We start from the raw sequence: 15732 nt of genomic DNA on the forward strand, positions 1-15732 counted from the left end.
TCGACAGGGACAGTCGGGACGGACACAGATTACGCCCCGGCGGGGGCGGACGCCATCGGTTCGGCGCCCAGTCTATAGCGAATCAAGCGCGAGCTGTTGGCGACCACGGCCACTGACGACGCGTTGTGCAGAATCGCCGCCAGCACCGGAGACAGCGCACCGCCGGCGCCGATCAGCAGGCCTGCGGCGTTGACCGCGATCGACATGCCGTAGTTCTGCCGGATCACCTCGACGGCCCGGCTGCCCAGGTCACGGACGTCCAGCAGCCGCCGCAGGTCATCGTTGGCCAAGGCGACGTCGGCGGTCTCGACCGCCACATCGGTGCCCGCCAGACCCATCGCGATCCCTATGTCGGCGGCGGCCAGCGCGGGAGCGTCGTTGACGCCGTCCCCGACCATGCCGACCACGTAGCCCTCGTCCTGCAGGTCGCGGACCACCTGCAGCTTGTCCTCGGGCAGCACCTCGGCGCGCCATTCGGCGATGCCGAGTTCGGCGGCCACGGCGGCGGCGGTGTCCGGGTGGTCACCGGTGAGCATCACGATGCGTCGAATTCCCTTGGCACGCAACTGCTCGAGCACGCCGTGCGCTTCCGGGCGAACCTCGTCGCGCAGGCTGATCAAGCCCACCAGGGTGCCGTCGACCGCCAGCAGTAGCGGCGTCTCGGCTTGGGCGCGCAACTTGGTGACCCAGTCGGCCGCCTTCTTCGAGATGCGAACCTTCTCGGCGCGCAGCAGGTTCGGGCTGCCCAGCAGCAGGGTGCGCCCGTCGGCCCAGGTGCGGATGCCCAGCCCGACCAGCACTTCGCACTCTTCGTGCGGCGGGATCACGATGTGGCGTTCCTCGGTGGAGCGGATCACCGCCTCGGCCAGCGGATGCCGCGAGTGCAGCTCCGAGCTGGCGGCGTAGGCGAGCACCTGCTCAGGCTCCCAATCCTTGTGGACAGCAACGATATTGGTTACCACCGGGCGACCCACGGTGAGCGTCCCGGTCTTGTCGAACACGATGGCGTCCACCCGCCCGGCCTGCTCGAGATGGGAGCCGCCCTTGATCAGGATGCCGCGCCGGGCGCCGTTGCCGATCGCCGCGCTGATCGCCGTCGGTGTGGCCAGCCCCACCGCGCAGGGGCAGGCGATCAGCAGCATGGTCATCGCCCGGCGGACATCACCGGTGACCAGCAGGGTGAAAGCCGAGAGGATGAACGACGCCGGGACGAAGCGGCGGGAGAAGTTCTCACCGACGGTCTGGATCGGGGCGCGGTCGTGTTGCGCCTCCTCGACACGGCTGATGATCCGGCCGATCACCGTCTGGCTGCCGACCGCGGTGGCGCGCACCACCACCCGGCCGCGCACCACCACCGAACCGGCGTGCACCCGCGCCCCGGCGATCACGCTGACCGGCAGGGTCTCACCGGTGATCGCGGACTGGTCGACGATGGCCTCGCCGTCGATGATCTCCCCGTCGACCGGGATCGCGACGTGGTCGTGGACGATGACGTCGTCGCCGATCTGCACCGTGTCGATCGCGACCTGCACTTCGGTGCCGTCGGCCAGCCGCACCCAGGCGCTGTCCTGGCTGCCGCGCAGCAGATCCGAGATCGCCCGGCGGGTGCGGCGCAGCGTCAGGTCCTGCAGGTACTCACCGATGTTGAGCAGCCACAGCACGGTCAGCGCGACCACGTTCTCCCGCAGCACCAGGCTGGCCACCGTCGCGGCGGTCACCAGCGCGTCGGTGCCGGCCCGGCCGGAGCGGATCGAGCGCAGCGCGCCCCGCAGGAACGGATAGCCCATGAAGACCGTCGCGCCGGTGGCGACCAGTTGGCCGCTGGGGCCCAGCAGCGGCGGCCGGGCGAAAACGTAGCGGCGCATGCCCAAAAGTGCCAGTGCGGCGCCGCCGATCACCATGCGCAGCACGTCGGTGTTGCGGATGTCGGCCGAGCGCGGTGCGCGGGCCGGGATCAACTCGGCTGCGACGCCGGCGGCGTCGCGGATCGCCGCCAGGATCTCTGCGGTGTCGCAGCGTCGGGGGGAGTACCACACCACCACCGCGCCGGTGCGCGGGTAGGCGTGCACGGTGCGCACCCCGTTGACCCGGCCGGCCGTCTCCTCGACTGCCACCGCCCGCCGTGAGTCGCTTCGGACCCAGGGAACCCGCACCCGCATGCGGCCCGCGGCGTCGGAGACGACGAGCAGTTCTGCGCTGTCTGCGGCACTCACGTTGCTGCGATCAGTGCTCGTGGTCGTGTGCGACGGCCACCGCCGGCGGTGTCGCCTCCTCGCCGACGCGTTCGCGCGCCTCGGCGACCACGTCGGCCACCTTCAGCCGCGCCGACTCGGCGACCTCCTCGGCCCGCCGGGTCCCGCGTAGTCCCCACTCGGTGGCGGTGACCGCGGCCTCGTGCAGCGGAGCCTTCTCCAGTGCCTTGCGCACCACTTCGTAGGCGCTCACCCCGACCAGCCCGGTGAACACCGTCGTCGCCGCCTTCGCCAGCAGCCCCTGCACCGCCATGAGTAGTCCCTTTCGTGGGTGGTCCGTCTTAGCCAGTGAGGCTATCAGCATATAAGCATTTCTGCATATATCGAGCCGGGATCCGCCGGGAAAAATGTGTCGAGGGTGCGGTTTGGCACGCAACACGCCGCTCAGGCGTACCGGACCGCACACTCGACGGCTGGGCTGTTCAGCTCAGGACCCGGGTCACCTTCTCGCTGTCGCGGCGGCGTTCCTGGGCGCCCGGATCCGGATTGCCGACCTGCACCAATGACGCGCCGATGGCGAAGACCGCCAGCATGTTGTCGACCAACGCGGCCGGGGTGCGCCAGTCGTTGGCCGACCACACCCGATCCGACGGCGTCAAACCCGTTGCCGCCGCGGATTTCTCGCAGAGAGTCAGCACCTCGTCGGGGGACGAACCGGCCAGCGCCGGGCCGGGCCTGCTTTCCGGGGTGATCTGGTCGCCGTGCACCCGCACGGCCGTCGCGTAGTCGGTGACCCCCACCGGCAGGTCCGGGGCCGGACGCCCGAACGGGTCCAGGGACAACACCACCACCTCTCCGCCGCGGCCGGCCACCGCCGCGTCGGCCTCGCCGAGCCGATCCGCGGTGCACAAGGCGATATCGGCGTCGCCGTTCGATGCGTCCAGCAGCACCTCCGCGCCGATCCACCACGCGCCGAACAGCGCCGCCGCGGTCTGCCAGTGCGCCGGCAGCAACACCGCCACCCGACTGCCCGCCCCGGCGCCGAGTTCGTCGCGCAGCAGATTGCCGGTCTTGGCGGCCCAGTTCGCCAGTGTCGCCGCGGACAATTCGATGCGTTCGCCGGTGGCGTCGTCGTAATAGGTGATCCGTGGCCCCACCGGGTCGGCGCGCATGATCGGATCAAGGATCGCCGAGCTGAGGTTGGTCACCTCACCGACGTTAGTTCACGCATTGCGGGTCGTTGGAACCCGCGGTCAGAATCGGTGACGGAGCGGGCATTTGGGGCAGCTCGCCGTCGTCGACGCTGGAGTAGCCGGCCGCCTCGGCGCGATCGCCTGCGCCCAGGCCCGACCCCGGCCCGGTGTAGTCGTTGGCCAGCACCACCCGTACCGCGCCGGCCGGCACCGACTCGTTGGACACCACCGGCAACCCGCCGAGATCCCGGGCCACCGCCTGGGCGCCGGGGTCGTCGGTGTCGGCGGCCTGGACCTGGCTGGTCGCCACGTGGCCGGCCTCGTTGTTGCCGACCGAGCCGGTGCCGAATCCCTTGGCGTTGAGCACCCCGGAGACGGCCGCGGCCAAGCCGTTGATGTCGGTGTCGTTGTACACGCTGGCGGTGATGTGTTCGGGGTCGTAGGCGCGTTGGTCGGTCTTGCCCTCGTCGGTGTCATGCAGCAGTCCGGCCACCCAGTCGGCCACCTGCGCCGGGTCGACGCGCACCACGCTGTGCATGCCGTCGTCGCTCCAGCCGGCTTCCTCGAGCACCGGAATGGTGGCAAAGGCGACTTTGCCCGCCGCCAGATCCTGCAGTTTGGTGATGAAGTCCATGACGTCCCAACCCTCCGAGAGCACCACCGAGCGCTGGACCGCCGCCTGCAGTCGCGTCAGGGTGCCCGGGCTGGACAGCGTCTTGCCGGAGATCACCTTGTGGGCCAGCGCCGCCATCACCGCCTGCTGGCGGCGGACCCGGTCCAAGTCGCCGTGCGGCAGCTCGTGGCGTTGCCGCACGAAGCTCAGCGCCTGCGCGCCGCCGAGGCGCTGCCAGCCGGCCGGGAAATCGGCACCGGAGAGTTCTTCATACACCGGCTCTTTGAGGCAGACGTCCACGCCGCCCAGCGCGTCGGTGATCAGCGAGAAGCCCAGCAGTCCGACCTCGGCGTAGTGGTCGACGGTGACCCCGGTCAGGTCGGCCACCGTCTTGATCAGGGCCTCCCGGCCCGCCTGGGTGCCGCGGGCCTGGGCCTGCACCGGATCCATCCCGGCCTCGACCAGAGCGTCGGCGGTCTCGAGCCTGGTGGCGCCGTAGACGCCGTTGATCTTGGTCTTGTCCAGTCCGGGCGCCGCCACGTAGGAGTCGCGGGGGATCGAGATCGCGGTGGCCGAGCGCCCGTTGTTGGGGATGCGGACCAAGATGATCGTGTCGGTGTTGGTGGCGTCGTCGTCGCCGACCCGCAGTTCCGCCAGCTCCTCGGGGGTCAGCGGGTTGCCGTGGGCGTCGGTGCGGCTGTCCATCCCGACCAGCAGGATGTCGACCGCGCCATCGGATCCGCCGTTGCCCAGTGCCAGCGACGCGACGTGGAAGATGCCGTCCTCGAAGGACCGGACCCGGCTCCAGGCCACGCCGGTGCCGAGGACGATGGTGACGGCTGCCACCGTAGCGATCACACGAATCACACGTTGCGCAGGCATCACATCAGGCTACTTGCGTCACGGGTGTATCTGCGGTAGCCGGGGTCGGCGTGCCAGACTTGGCGGCTTAGCGAGCCTCGACGAAGGAGAGGCGAAGCTGGGGCCGCCGGATGACCGGGCGGCTTAGCGAGCCTCGACGAAGGAGAGGCGAAGCTGGGGCCGCCGGATGACCGGGCGGCTTAGCGAGCCTCGACGAAGGAGAGGCGAAGCTGGGGCCGCCGGATGACCGGGCGGCTTAGCGAGCCTCGACGAAGAAGAGGCGAAGCTGGGGCCGCCGGATGACCGGGCGGCTTAGCGAGCCTCGACGAAGGAGAGGCGAAGCTGGCATTGATGAGAGGAAGCGGCGGCTAGGTGACAGGGACTCAGCGGATCGTGATCACCGGGGCCGGCGGCCAGGTCGGCAGTTTTCTGGCGGTGCGCGCCGCCGAGGCCGGCCACCGGGACGTCGTCGGGCTGACGTCGGCGCAGTGCGACATCACCGACCCAGCCGCCGTCGAGGCCATCGGCCTGCGCCCCGGCGACGTGCTGATCAACTGTGCGGCCTACACCGCCGTCGACGCCGCCGAGACCGACGCCGACCGCGCGCACGCGGTCAACGCGGCCGGGCCGGGCAACCTGGCCACCGCCTGCGCGCGCGCGGGTGCGCGGCTGATCCACATCTCCACCGACTACGTCTTCGACGGCGACTTCGGCGGTGCGCCACCGCGCCCGTACGAGCCCGGCGACGCGACCCGGCCGCTCAGTGTCTACGGCAGCACCAAACTGGCCGGGGAGAACGCGGTGCTGGCGGCGTGCCCGGACGCCGTGGTGGTGCGCACCGCCTGGGTTTACACCGGCGCTGCCGGCGGGTCGGACTTCGTCGCGGTGATGCGCGAGCGGGCCGCGGGCGCTTCGACGGTGCAGGTGGTCGACGACCAGATCGGCTCACCGACCTATGTCGGCGACCTGGCCGACGCACTGCTGGCGCTGGCGCAGGCCCGGCCCGCCGCGCGGGTACTGCACGCCGCCAACAGTGGTGCGGCCAGTCGCTACGAGCAGGCCCGTGCGGTGTTCACCGCGCTCGGCGCCGATCCGCACCGGGTGCTTCCGGTCAGCAGTGCCGTCCACCCCCGCCCGGCGGCCCGGCCCGCCTACTCGGCGTTGTCGGGCGTCGAATCGGCGCGGGCCGGCCTGGCGCCGCTGCGCCCATGGAGCGATGCGCTGGCCGCGGCACTGGGCAGCTAACCTCTACGCCGTGAGTGAGGCCCTGCCGGTGGTGACGGTGACATATTCTCCGGGTTGGCATCTGGACCGCTTTTTGGCATCGCTGTCGCTGGCCACCGATCGCCCGGTGCAGGTGGTGATGGCCGACAACGGATCGACCGACGGCGCGCCGCAGGAAGCGGTGCAGCGCTACCCCAACGTGCAGCTGTTCGAGACGGGGTCCAACCTCGGCTACGGCGGCGCGGTCAACAGCGCGGTGGCGCAGCTGGGCGCGCCGAGTGAGTTTCTGATCGTGGCCAACCCCGACGTCCAGTGGGGCCCGGGCAGCATCGACGCCCTGCTGGAGGCGGCCGCCCGGTGGCCGCACGCGGCGACACTGGGCCCGCTGATCCGGGACCCCGACGGCTCGGTGTACCCCTCGGCGCGCCAGCTGCCCAGCCTGATCCGCGGCGGCATGCACGCCGTGGTCGGCCCACTGTGGCGCAACAATCCGTGGTCGCGGGCCTATCGGCAGGACCACCAGGAGCCCACCGAGCGGCCGGTGGGATGGCTGTCCGGGGCCTGCCTGCTGGTGCGCCGCGCCGCGTTCGATCAGATCGGTGGCTTCGACGAGCGCTACTTCCTCTACATGGAAGACGTCGACCTGGGCGACCGGTTCGGCAAGGCCGGCTGGCTCAACGTCTACGTTCCGTCCGCGGAAGTGCTGCACCAGAAGGGGCACGCCACCGGCAAGGACCCGGCGGCCAACCTGGCGGCGCACCACCGCAGCACCTACACCTATCTCGCCGACCGGCACACCGGTTGGTGGCGGGCGCCGCTGCGCGCGACCATGCGCGGCGCGCTGGCGGTGCGCTCGCGCCTGGCGGTGCGCAGCGCCCGCCGCAAGTTGACGAAGGGACGCCTGTGACACTTCAGCAAGTCGACGCCGTGGTGCTGGTCGGCGGCAAGGGCACCCGGCTGCGGCCCCTGACGTTGTCGGCGCCCAAGCCCATGCTGCCGACCGCCGGTCTGCCGTTCCTCACCCACCTGCTCTCGCGGATCGCCGCCGCCGGCATCGAGCACGTCATCTTGAGCACCTCCTACAAGCCGGCGGTGTTCTCGCAAGAGTTCGGCGACGGCTCGGCGCTGGGCCTGCAGATCGACTACGTCACCGAGGACGAGCCGCTGGGCACCGGCGGCGGTATCGCCAACGTCGCGGCCAAACTGCGCCACGACACCACCATGGTGTTCAACGGCGACGTGCTCTCCGGGGCCGACCTGGGCGAGCTGTACGCCTATCACCGCGAGCATGACGCCGAGGCCACCCTGCACCTGGTGAGAGTCGGCGACCCGCGCGCGTTCGGCTGCGTGCCCACCGACGACGGCCGGGTCACCGCATTTCTGGAGAAGACCGAGGACCCGCCGACCGACCAGATCAATGCCGGCTGTTATGTGCTGTCCCGCAACGTGATCGACCGCATTCCGCGCGGACGGGCGGTCTCGGTGGAGCGTGAGGTGTTCCCGGCGCTGTTGTCCGACGGGGTGAAGGTCTGCGGCTACGTCGACACCAGCTACTGGCGTGACATGGGCACCCCGGAGGACTTCGTGCGCGGCTCCGCGGATCTGGTGCGCGGCATCGCGCCGTCGCCGGCGCTAGGCGCCCAGCGCGGCGAGTCACTGGTGCACGACGGTGCCGCGGTGGCCCCGGGTGCGGTGTTGATCGGCGGCACGGTCGTCGGCCGTGGCGCCGAGATCGGCCCGGGCGCCCGGCTGGACGGCGCGGTGATCTTCGACGGGGTGCGCGTCGAGGCCGGCTGCGTGATCGAGCGGTCGATCATCGGGTTCGGCGCCCGGATCGGCCCGCGGGCGCTGATCCGCGACGGGGTGATCGGCGACGGCGCCGACATCGGGGCGCGCTGCGAGCTGCTGCGCGGGGCGCGGGTGTGGCCGGGGGTGTCGATCCCCGACTGCGGGATCCGGTATTCGTCCGACATCTGAGCTCCGCCGGGGTTCGTGGCGGGATAGCATGGCCGCACCAGCGGATGGCGAAGGTGGGAGACGGCCATGTCCCTACGAATACATCTGTGCGCAGGGTTCGCCGCGTGCGTCGCAGCGGTCACGGCGCTGCCCCCGGCGGTAGCAGAACCACTCGACCCCATTCCCGGCAACGGTGTCTTCCAGGTCGGCACCGATATCGAACCGGGCCTCTACCACACCGGCGGGTCGGGGTCGGCTTTCGGTGTGTGGATCAACAATGTGCCCACCCAGGAGTCGATGTGTTCGTGGTTCACCTACAGCACACCCGATGCCGCCAAAGACCATGTAGTCCAGACGAACACGTCGATCGGCCCGATGTATGCGGGAATTCCCGCAACGGTCAAGGCCTTCGAGTCGCAGAACTGTCAGCCCTGGACGCGGGTGCCCGAGGGCGGGTGAGCTCGCCGCCGAGCTCAGGTGCGGCCGGGCCGGACGATCGCGACCGCTCGCGCCACCAGATACCGCAGCGCATCGTCGGCATCCGGCGGCAGCGCGTTCACCGGCCACCAGCGCAGGTCGATCGACTCATCGCTGATGCCGATCTGCGCGCCGTCGGGCGCGTGCGCCGCGAACTGCAGATCCAGATGCCGGGTCGGCACCCCCAGCGAGCAGGTCACCGGGTGCACATGCACGGCCGCCAACCGCGGGTCGAGCCGCAGCCCGGTAATGCCGGATTCCTCGGTGGCCTCCCGCAGTGCGGCGTTGACGATGTCGGCGTCGGCGTCCTCGCAGTGCCCGCCCAGTTGCACCCAGCGGCCCACCCGCGGGTGCAGGGTCAGCAGTACCCGCTCACCGGTGTGGTCGAGCACCGCCGCCGAGGCGGTGATGTGGCCGGGTACGCATTCGCGTGCACAGGCATCGGTGCGGGCATCGAGAAAGGCCAGCACCGCATGGCGTAGCGCGTCCTGCGCGGAATCCGGTGCCGCCCACGCCTTCAGTGTTGCGACCGCGGAGGAGTGCGTGCTCACCGGTGCACCAAAAGGTCGTCGACGGCGGCCGGCGGGCGTGGCTCGAGAGGATCGGGGGAGTAGCCGATCGCGATGGCGCCCAACGGTTCCCAGTCCGCCGGCAGATCCAGCTCGGCGCGCACCAACTCGGGGGCGAAGATCGTCGACCCGATCCAGCAGCTGCCCACGCCGCGCACCGCCAGGGCCACCAGCAGCGCCTGAACGGCGGCGCCGACGGCCACGGTGAACATGGTGTGCTCGGCGGCGGTGCGGGCGGGGTCGGGATAGTGGTGAGCACCATCGGGCACCATGACCGGGATGACGACTTCGGGTGCGTCGTAGAGGATCCGGCCGCGCGACACCCGGGCCTCGATCGCCTCGGGGGACTTGCCGTCGGCGGACAGGTCGGCGCGCCACCGCTGCGCCATCGCGTCGAGGAGCCGGGTGCGTACATCCGGGGTCTGCAGCCAGACGAACCGTGCCGGACGGGTGTGGTGCGGCGCCGGGGCGGTCAGGGCTTCGGCGATGGCGTCGGTGATCAGCCCGGCCGGCACGGGTTCGCCCGAGAACGCGCGCACCGAGCGGCGCAGCAGCTGTGCTTGGCGCCGCCCGGTCTCGATGGCCTCGGCGGTGCCCAGCCAGAACAGGTCGTCGGAGCCGGAGCGCACCAGCGCGGCCGCGGTGGAGCCGTCGTCGGGGCTGGACACACCGCGCACCACCGCTACCGGAACATCGGTGAGCTTGCCCTTGACCAGGTCGGCGGCGGCGGCGAGTTCGTCGGCGACCGCCACTTCGGTGACGATCAACTCATTGCCGTGCCGGTCGACGGCGCCGGCGTAGCCGTTGAGCACGGTCAGGCCGGACGCCCCGATCGCGACATCGATCTGCCCGTTGCGCCAGGCACGGCCCATCGTGTCGGTGATCAGCACCGCCACCTCGACACCGAGCCGCGTGGCCAGGCCCGCCCGCAGCGCGGCGGCGCTTGCGTCGGGGTCGACCGGCAGCAGCGCGAGCTCATCAGAGCCGACGTTGGATCCGTCCACCCCCGCGGCGGCCTGCACCAGCCCGAGCCGGTTCTCGGTGATCCAGGTGCGGCCCTTGCGCGCCAGCACCCGCACCGCCTCGGCTTCGACCAGCTGGCGGCGCAACGCATCTCGTGCTTCGGCGTCATGCGGTGCCGGCACGATACGGCCCTCGCACTTGGATACCACCTTGCTGGTGACGACCACGATGTCGCCGTCGGCCAGCCATGGCGCGGCCTGCGCCAGCTCGGCCGCCAGGTCGTCTCCCGGCCGGAATTCCCCCAGACCGGTGACCGGCAGGATCTCGACCTTGGCGGCGCTGCCGTGCTCTGTCATCACACCCCCGCGAGATCCAGTCCGGCGCGGACCATCTCAGCCGTCGCTGCCGGATCGGTCATCAGCAGCGGGGCGCTGTGCACGGCCACACCGTCCACCTGGGTGTTCTCGCCCTCGTGCACCAGCCAGTAGTCCAGGATCCCGGTTCCGCTGCGGGCCCCGTAGTGCGCGCCCACCGCCTGCGAGGTGGACTCCACGCCGATCACGCTCAGGCAGGTGTCGGCCATACCGCGCAACGGCTTTCCGGCGACGATCGGCGAGTAGCCGACGATCGGGGCGGGCGTGGACCGCAGCGCCGCCCGGATGCCGGGAACGGCCAGAATGGCGCCGATGCTCACCACCGGATTGGACGGGGCCAGCAGCACGATGTCGGTTTCGGCGATGGCCTCGGTGACGTCCGCTGTCGCGCTGGCTTTCTCGCTGCCGACGAACCCGAACCCGTGGGTGGGCACCTCGGCCCGGTAGCGCACCCACCACTCCTGGAAGTGGATCGCACGCTGGGAGTCGTCGTCTGGATCGGTGATGACGACATGGGTTTCGCAGCTGTCGTTGGTCACCGGCAGCAGCTTCGCGCCGGGCTGCCAGCGGTCACACAGTGCCGCGGTCACTTCGGTCAGCGAATAACCGGCGCGCAGCGCCTGAGTGCGGACCAGGTGGGTGGCCAGGTCGCGGTCGCCGAGACCGAACCAGTCCGGCTGCATGCCGTAGCGGGCCAACTCCTCCATCGCGTGCCAGGTTTCGTCGCGGTGACCCCAGCCCCGTTCCGGGTCCACGCCGCCACCCAGGGTGTACATGCAGGTGTCGAGGTCCGGACAGATCCGCACCCCGTGCATCCAGGCGTCGTCACCGACGTTGACCACCGCGGTCAGTTCGTGGTCGTCGGAGCCGCCACTGAACTGCCCCAGGCCCAGCAGTTTCTGCACGCCCAGCAGGAAGCGGGCACCGCCGACACCACCGACCAGAACCGTGACCTTCACAGCGCACGACAGTACCTTTGGTGAGGATGCGGCCGGTGTGGCGGTGCGTTGCAGCGGGCGCGCGGAAGGCTCCGCAAGACACGCCGTAAGCCCGGTGTGGTCTAGATGACAGGGACTCGCCGGTCTCGGACACGTCGGAAATCGGTCACGGGATGGTAAGGAATTTCGCCATTCGGCTTGACCGGGCCAGCTAACACGTGTCTAATCACATCAGTGTCATTTCCCGGTTGGCCAGCCGATTCCGGTGTCGCAGACCGAGATTCGATCACATGTTCGAATTGCTACTGACAACAGCGCAATAGCGGGCGACATATCAGGATCGCGCAACCAGGTGAGGAGGCCCAGGATGTCCTACGAGCACCTTTGGGGCGTAATGGGGGGGACACCGCACGCCCATACCGGAATGATGCCGACCGAGGCCGAACCGGCGCCCAGCCGGCCGCACCTGAGTCTGGTTCCCGAACCCGCGGACTACGACGAATTCGACCCGTTTGACCCCGCCTCGGCCACCAATGAGCAATGGCAGGACCGCGCCCTGTGCGCCCAGACCGACCCCGAGGCGTTCTTCCCGGAAAAGGGCGGCTCCACCCGCGAGGCCAAAAAGATCTGCCAGCGGTGCTCGGTGCGCAGCGAATGCCTGGAATACGCACTGGCCCACGACGAGCGTTTCGGGATCTGGGGTGGCCTGTCCGAGCGTGAGCGCCGTCGCCTCAAGCGCGGCATCATCTGAGCGCGTTCGCGTTACGGCTGCCGGGAGTCAATCGTCGATCGTCGGGTCGATGACGGTCGGATCGACATCCAGGTAGGTGGCGACCTGGGCCACCAGAATTTCGTGCAATAAATCCCCGAGCTCCGTGCTGTCGTTCGCCCGTTGCTCGATCGGCTTGCGGAACAACAGGATTCGCGCCCGTGTCGGGTTGCCCCGAACATCGACCCCGGCGGGAATCAAGCGTGCCAGCGGAATCGGCCCGTCGGCGACCACTTCCGGGGGCCACTGCACACTGTCGGGATCCCTGGCGGCGATCCTCGGGATCTCGTCGACGGCGACGTCGAGCGCCGATAGCCGTTGTTTCCACCGTTGTTCGATGGGCTCGTAGGCCTCCAGCACCGCCATGTCGAACCGTTCGGCACGGGTGCGCCAACCCGGCACCGTCGGCGGAAACAGCGGCCCGCGGGGTTCGCGGCCGCGCCAATGCCGACGCGTGGCGATCACGCAGACGATGGTAACGGTTGCGCATAGGGTGCCTGCCCGTTGCGCGTGTCCGGCGCGGCGGCGGTACGCGGCCACGATAGCCTCACGAGCGTGAACGTTCCCCGCCGCTGCTGTCGGCCAGGGTGTCCGCACTATGCGGTGGCGACGCTGACGTTCGTCTACTCGGACTCCACCGCTGTGGTCGGCCCGCTGGCGACCGCCGCCGAACCGCATTCGTGGGACCTGTGCTTCAGCCACGCCGGCCGGATCACCGCCCCCCGGGGCTGGGAACTGGTCCGCCACCCCGGCCCCTGGGTCTCTCCCGAGGAGGACGATCTGATCGCCCTCGCCGAAGCGGTTCGCGAGGGCCAGTCCGGGCAAGCCGCGCCTGCCAACGGGTGGTACCCGCAGGCCGGCCCCGCGGATTCGGGCGCCCGGGGCGCGCCCACCACCGCCCCCGGTGGCGGGGTGCTGGCCCCGCCCGGCCCGACCGGCAAGAGCAACGGCCGGCGCCGCGGTCACCTGCGCGTGTTACCCGACCCGTCGGACTGATCGCGCGTTCCGGGCTAGGCTTGAGCGTCAAGAGTCCACTTCGTCAGGAGCCCTGTCCATGTCTCGGCCCGCTGCGGCTGTCCACCGTGTGATCAAGGCGTACGACGTACGTGGCCTGGTCGGTTCGGAGATCGATGAATCCCTGGTTGCCGAGGTCGGAGCGGCGTTCGCCCGGCTGATGCGCGACGAGGGCGCCCGCCAGGTGGTGGTGGGCCACGACATGCGCGAGAGTTCGCCCCCGCTGTCGGCGGCGTTCGCCGCGGGGGTGGTCGCCCAGGGCCTCGACGTGATCCGGATCGGTCTGGCCTCGACCGACCAGCTGTACTTCGCGTCCGGCTCGCTGGACTGCCCGGGTGCGATGTTCACCGCCAGCCACAATCCGGCCGCCTACAACGGCATCAAGCTGTGCCGGGCCGGCGCGAAACCCGTCGGCGCAGACACCGGCCTGGGCCGGATCCGTGACGAGCTGATCGCGGGCGTGGACTCCGACGCCGGCCGGTCCGCGGACCGCGGCAACATCACCGATCGCGACGTGCTGACCGACTACGCGGCGTTTCTGCACTCCCTGGTCGATATCAGCGGCTCGCGCCCGCTGCGGGTGGCCGTCGACGCCGGGAACGGGATGGCCGGCCACACCGCCCCGGCGGTGTTCGGCTCGATCGAAGCGATCACGCTGCTGCCGTTGTATTTCGAGTTGGACGGGAACTTCCCCAACCACGAGGCCAACCCGCTGGACCCGGCGAACCTCGTCGACCTGCAGGCGTTCGTCCGGGACAGCGGTGCTGACATCGGGCTGGCCTTCGACGGTGACGCCGACCGGTGCTTCGTCGTCGACGAACGCGGCGAGCCGGTGTCCCCGTCGGCGGTGACCGGCCTGGTCGCCGCCCGCGAACTGGCCCGCGAGCCCGGTGCGTCGGTGATCCACAACCTGATCACCTCCCGGGCGGTGGCCGAACTGGTGGCCGAGCGCGGCGGCACGCCGCTGCGGTCGCGGGTCGGGCACTCCTACATCAAGGGGCTGATGGCCGAGACCGGCGCCATCTTCGGCGGGGAACACTCGGCGCACTACTACTTCCGGGACTTCTGGGGCGCAGACTCGGGCATGCTGGCCGCCCTGCACGTGCTGGCCGCACTCGGTGAACAGCAGCGGCCACTGTCGGAGCTGACCGCCGACTATCAGCGGTATGCGGCATCCGGCGAGATCAACTTCACCCTGACCGAGGGAGTCGACGCGTCCGTTCTCGCCGACGCCGTCGTCGCAGCATTCGGCGAGCAGGTGTCCGTCGACCACCTGGACGGGGTGACCGTCGACCTGGGTGGGGGCAGCTGGTTCAACCTGCGCAGCTCCAACACCGAGCCGCTGCTGCGGCTCAACGTGGAGGCACCCGACACCGCCGCGGTCGACGCGGTGGTGGCCAAGGTCGGCGAGCAGATCGAGGCCGTCACCGCCGCCGAGAAGTCACGGTCGTGAACGCGTTCTCCGGATCTTTTTCCTCCACCGTCGACCTCGATGACACCGAGGCGCTGCTGGCCGCCGACCATGACGGGGCGCTGCGAGCCGCATCGATGGCCGGGGCGCAGGTACGCGCCACCGCCGCCGCGGTCGCCGAGGGCGCCCTGGACGCGGTGCGCAGCGACAGCCGGGACTACCCGCCACGCACGCTGATCTGGGTGGCTACCCGCGGAACGGCGGCGACGGCGGGCAGCCTGCTGTCGGCGGCCCGCGGAGATTCGGCCCGCGAACCGCTGGTGCTGGCCGCCGAGGCCCCGGCCTGGATCGGGTCGCTGGACGTGCTGGTCGTCGCCGGTGACGATCCCGGGGACCCGGCGCTGGTCGCCGCGGCCGCAGCCGGGGTGCGGCGCGGTGCGCGGGTGGTGGTGGTCGCTCCCTACGCGGGCCCGCTGCGTGACGCCACCGCCGGCCGGGCCGCAGTGCTGGAGCCGCGGCTGGGTGTTCCCGACGAGTTCGGCCTGCCGCGCTATCTGGCTGCCGGGCTGGCGGTGCTCGACGCGGTGGATGCCGGGCCCGCCGGTACGCCGACCGACCTGGGTGCGCTCGCCGACGAACTGGATGCCGAGGCGCTGCGCAACAGCGCCGGGCGCGAGCTCTTCACCAACCCGGCGAAGATGCTGGCGGACCGGATCGTCGGCCGCGACGTCGCACTGGCCGGTGACTGCATGGCGACGCTGGCGCTGGCCCGGCACGGCTCGGCGGCGATGCTGCGGATCGGGCGGACGACGGTGGCGGCGACCGGGCTGGCCGATGCGGTCAGCGCGCTGCGGGCCCGGGCCGCCGCGGGATCGGCCGATATCTTTCATGATGAACAGATCGACGGCCCGGCCGGTGACCGGCTGCGGGTGCTGGCCCTGGCGTTGGCCGCCGACCGTACCGTGGTGGCCGCCCGGATCAGCGGTCTGAGCGACGTCGACCTGATCGGCGCGGGGGACGTGCCGCTGACCCCGGGGGCGCCCGAGGAATCCGTGGGACCCGCGGAGCCTGTGGGGGTAGGCGGGCCAGCCGGTGCGGGCCCGGCCGAACAGCAGCTTGCGGTGTTGGCGGTGCGGTTGGAGATGGCCGCCGCCTACGTGCGACTTTTGCGGGGTTGA

Annotated in this window: 16 protein-coding genes; 8 read left to right on the plus strand and 8 right to left on the minus strand. The window is 70.7% G+C overall.

What is annotated here, in order from left to right; genetic code table 11:
• Nucleotides 1-29: 29 nt before the first annotated feature.
• The 4 genes from ctpC to BST28_RS02115 all read right to left on the minus strand — a co-directional run bounded on the left by ctpC (nucleotide 30) and on the right by BST28_RS02115 (nucleotide 4880).
• A complete protein-coding gene (gene ctpC, locus BST28_RS02100; protein ID WP_207570023.1) occupies nucleotides 30-2159 on the minus strand; it encodes a manganese-exporting P-type ATPase CtpC in 2130 nt (709 codons plus the stop codon).
• 64 nt (nucleotides 2160-2223) lie between these two features.
• Nucleotides 2224-2505: a DUF1490 family protein gene (locus BST28_RS02105; RefSeq protein ID WP_083079691.1), complete on the minus strand. Its 282-nt coding sequence runs from the start codon at nucleotides 2503-2505 to the stop codon at nucleotides 2224-2226.
• A 169-nt stretch (nucleotides 2506-2674) separates the two neighbouring features.
• Nucleotides 2675-3400, minus strand: a complete 726-nt coding sequence (locus tag BST28_RS02110; RefSeq protein ID WP_019736194.1) for a TIGR03089 family protein — start codon at nucleotides 3398-3400, stop codon at nucleotides 2675-2677.
• A 10-nt stretch (nucleotides 3401-3410) separates the two neighbouring features.
• On the minus strand, nucleotides 3411-4880 hold the full coding sequence (locus BST28_RS02115) for an LCP family protein (RefSeq protein WP_019736195.1): 1470 nt from the start codon (nucleotides 4878-4880) through the stop codon (nucleotides 3411-3413).
• Nucleotides 4881-5231: 351 nt separating this feature from the next.
• On the opposite strand from BST28_RS02115, the gene rfbD reads away from it, so the two are divergent.
• From rfbD to BST28_RS02135, 4 genes are all read left to right on the plus strand, one after another.
• Nucleotides 5232-6104, plus strand: coding sequence for a dTDP-4-dehydrorhamnose reductase (gene rfbD, locus BST28_RS02120; protein ID WP_109560610.1), 873 nt, complete (start codon nucleotides 5232-5234; stop codon nucleotides 6102-6104).
• Nucleotides 6105-6114: 10 nt separating this feature from the next.
• Nucleotides 6115-6990: a glycosyltransferase family 2 protein gene (locus BST28_RS02125; RefSeq protein WP_083079788.1), complete on the plus strand. Its 876-nt coding sequence runs from the start codon at nucleotides 6115-6117 to the stop codon at nucleotides 6988-6990.
• Nucleotides 6987-8060 (plus strand): mannose-1-phosphate guanylyltransferase ManB, encoded by a 1074-nt coding sequence (gene manB / locus BST28_RS02130; protein ID WP_019736144.1) that lies wholly within the window; start codon nucleotides 6987-6989, stop codon nucleotides 8058-8060. Before BST28_RS02125 ends, manB begins: the two co-directional genes overlap by 4 nt.
• A gap of 66 nt (nucleotides 8061-8126) precedes the next feature.
• Nucleotides 8127-8498 carry an Rv1352/Rv1906c domain-containing protein gene (locus tag BST28_RS02135; protein WP_019736145.1) on the plus strand — a complete coding sequence of 124 codons (372 nt, stop codon included), beginning with the start codon at nucleotides 8127-8129 and terminating at the stop codon, nucleotides 8496-8498.
• A gap of 14 nt (nucleotides 8499-8512) precedes the next feature.
• Here the strand turns inward: BST28_RS02135 and BST28_RS02140 are convergent, their stop codons facing one another.
• From BST28_RS02140 to cofD, 3 genes are read right to left on the minus strand one after another with little or no spacing between them, the layout of a single operon-like run.
• Complete coding sequence (locus BST28_RS02140) at nucleotides 8513-9067, minus strand: NUDIX hydrolase (RefSeq protein ID WP_019736146.1); 555 nt, start codon at nucleotides 9065-9067, stop codon at nucleotides 8513-8515.
• The gene (locus BST28_RS02145) at nucleotides 9064-10404 is read right to left on the minus strand and encodes a coenzyme F420-0:L-glutamate ligase (RefSeq protein WP_019736147.1); all 1341 of its coding nucleotides are present in this window, start codon (nucleotides 10402-10404) and stop codon (nucleotides 9064-9066) included. The genes BST28_RS02140 and BST28_RS02145 overlap by 4 nt, the downstream gene beginning before the upstream one ends.
• Nucleotides 10404-11381, minus strand: coding sequence for a 2-phospho-L-lactate transferase (gene cofD / locus BST28_RS02150; protein ID WP_019736148.1), 978 nt, complete (start codon nucleotides 11379-11381; stop codon nucleotides 10404-10406). Before cofD ends, BST28_RS02145 begins: the two co-directional genes overlap by 1 nt.
• A gap of 451 nt (nucleotides 11382-11832) precedes the next feature.
• Here cofD and BST28_RS02160 point away from each other — a divergent pair, with 451 nt between their 5' ends.
• Nucleotides 11833-12111, plus strand: a complete 279-nt coding sequence (locus BST28_RS02160) for a WhiB family transcriptional regulator (protein WP_170306630.1) — start codon at nucleotides 11833-11835, stop codon at nucleotides 12109-12111.
• A gap of 27 nt (nucleotides 12112-12138) precedes the next feature.
• Here BST28_RS02160 and BST28_RS02165 read toward each other — a convergent pair whose 3' ends face one another.
• Nucleotides 12139-12594, minus strand: a complete 456-nt coding sequence (locus BST28_RS02165; RefSeq protein ID WP_019736150.1) for a metallopeptidase family protein — start codon at nucleotides 12592-12594, stop codon at nucleotides 12139-12141.
• Nucleotides 12595-12684: 90 nt separating this feature from the next.
• Here BST28_RS02165 and BST28_RS02170 point away from each other — a divergent pair, with 90 nt between their 5' ends.
• Genes BST28_RS02170 through BST28_RS02180 form a run of 3 tightly spaced genes read left to right on the plus strand, consistent with a single transcriptional unit; the run spans nucleotide 12685 to nucleotide 15732 of the window.
• The gene (locus BST28_RS02170; protein WP_080575648.1) at nucleotides 12685-13125 is read left to right on the plus strand and encodes a DUF3499 domain-containing protein; all 441 of its coding nucleotides are present in this window, start codon (nucleotides 12685-12687) and stop codon (nucleotides 13123-13125) included.
• A 58-nt stretch (nucleotides 13126-13183) separates the two neighbouring features.
• The gene (locus tag BST28_RS02175) at nucleotides 13184-14596 is read left to right on the plus strand and encodes a phosphomannomutase/phosphoglucomutase (protein ID WP_029249018.1); all 1413 of its coding nucleotides are present in this window, start codon (nucleotides 13184-13186) and stop codon (nucleotides 14594-14596) included.
• Entirely contained in the window at nucleotides 14593-15732 is a 1140-nt protein-coding gene (locus BST28_RS02180; RefSeq protein WP_083079692.1) for a TobH protein, read from the plus strand. The genes BST28_RS02175 and BST28_RS02180 overlap by 4 nt, the downstream gene beginning before the upstream one ends.

This window comes from Mycolicibacter kumamotonensis, assembly GCF_002086285.1.
Lineage (GTDB): Bacteria > Actinomycetota > Actinomycetes > Mycobacteriales > Mycobacteriaceae > Mycobacterium > Mycobacterium kumamotonense.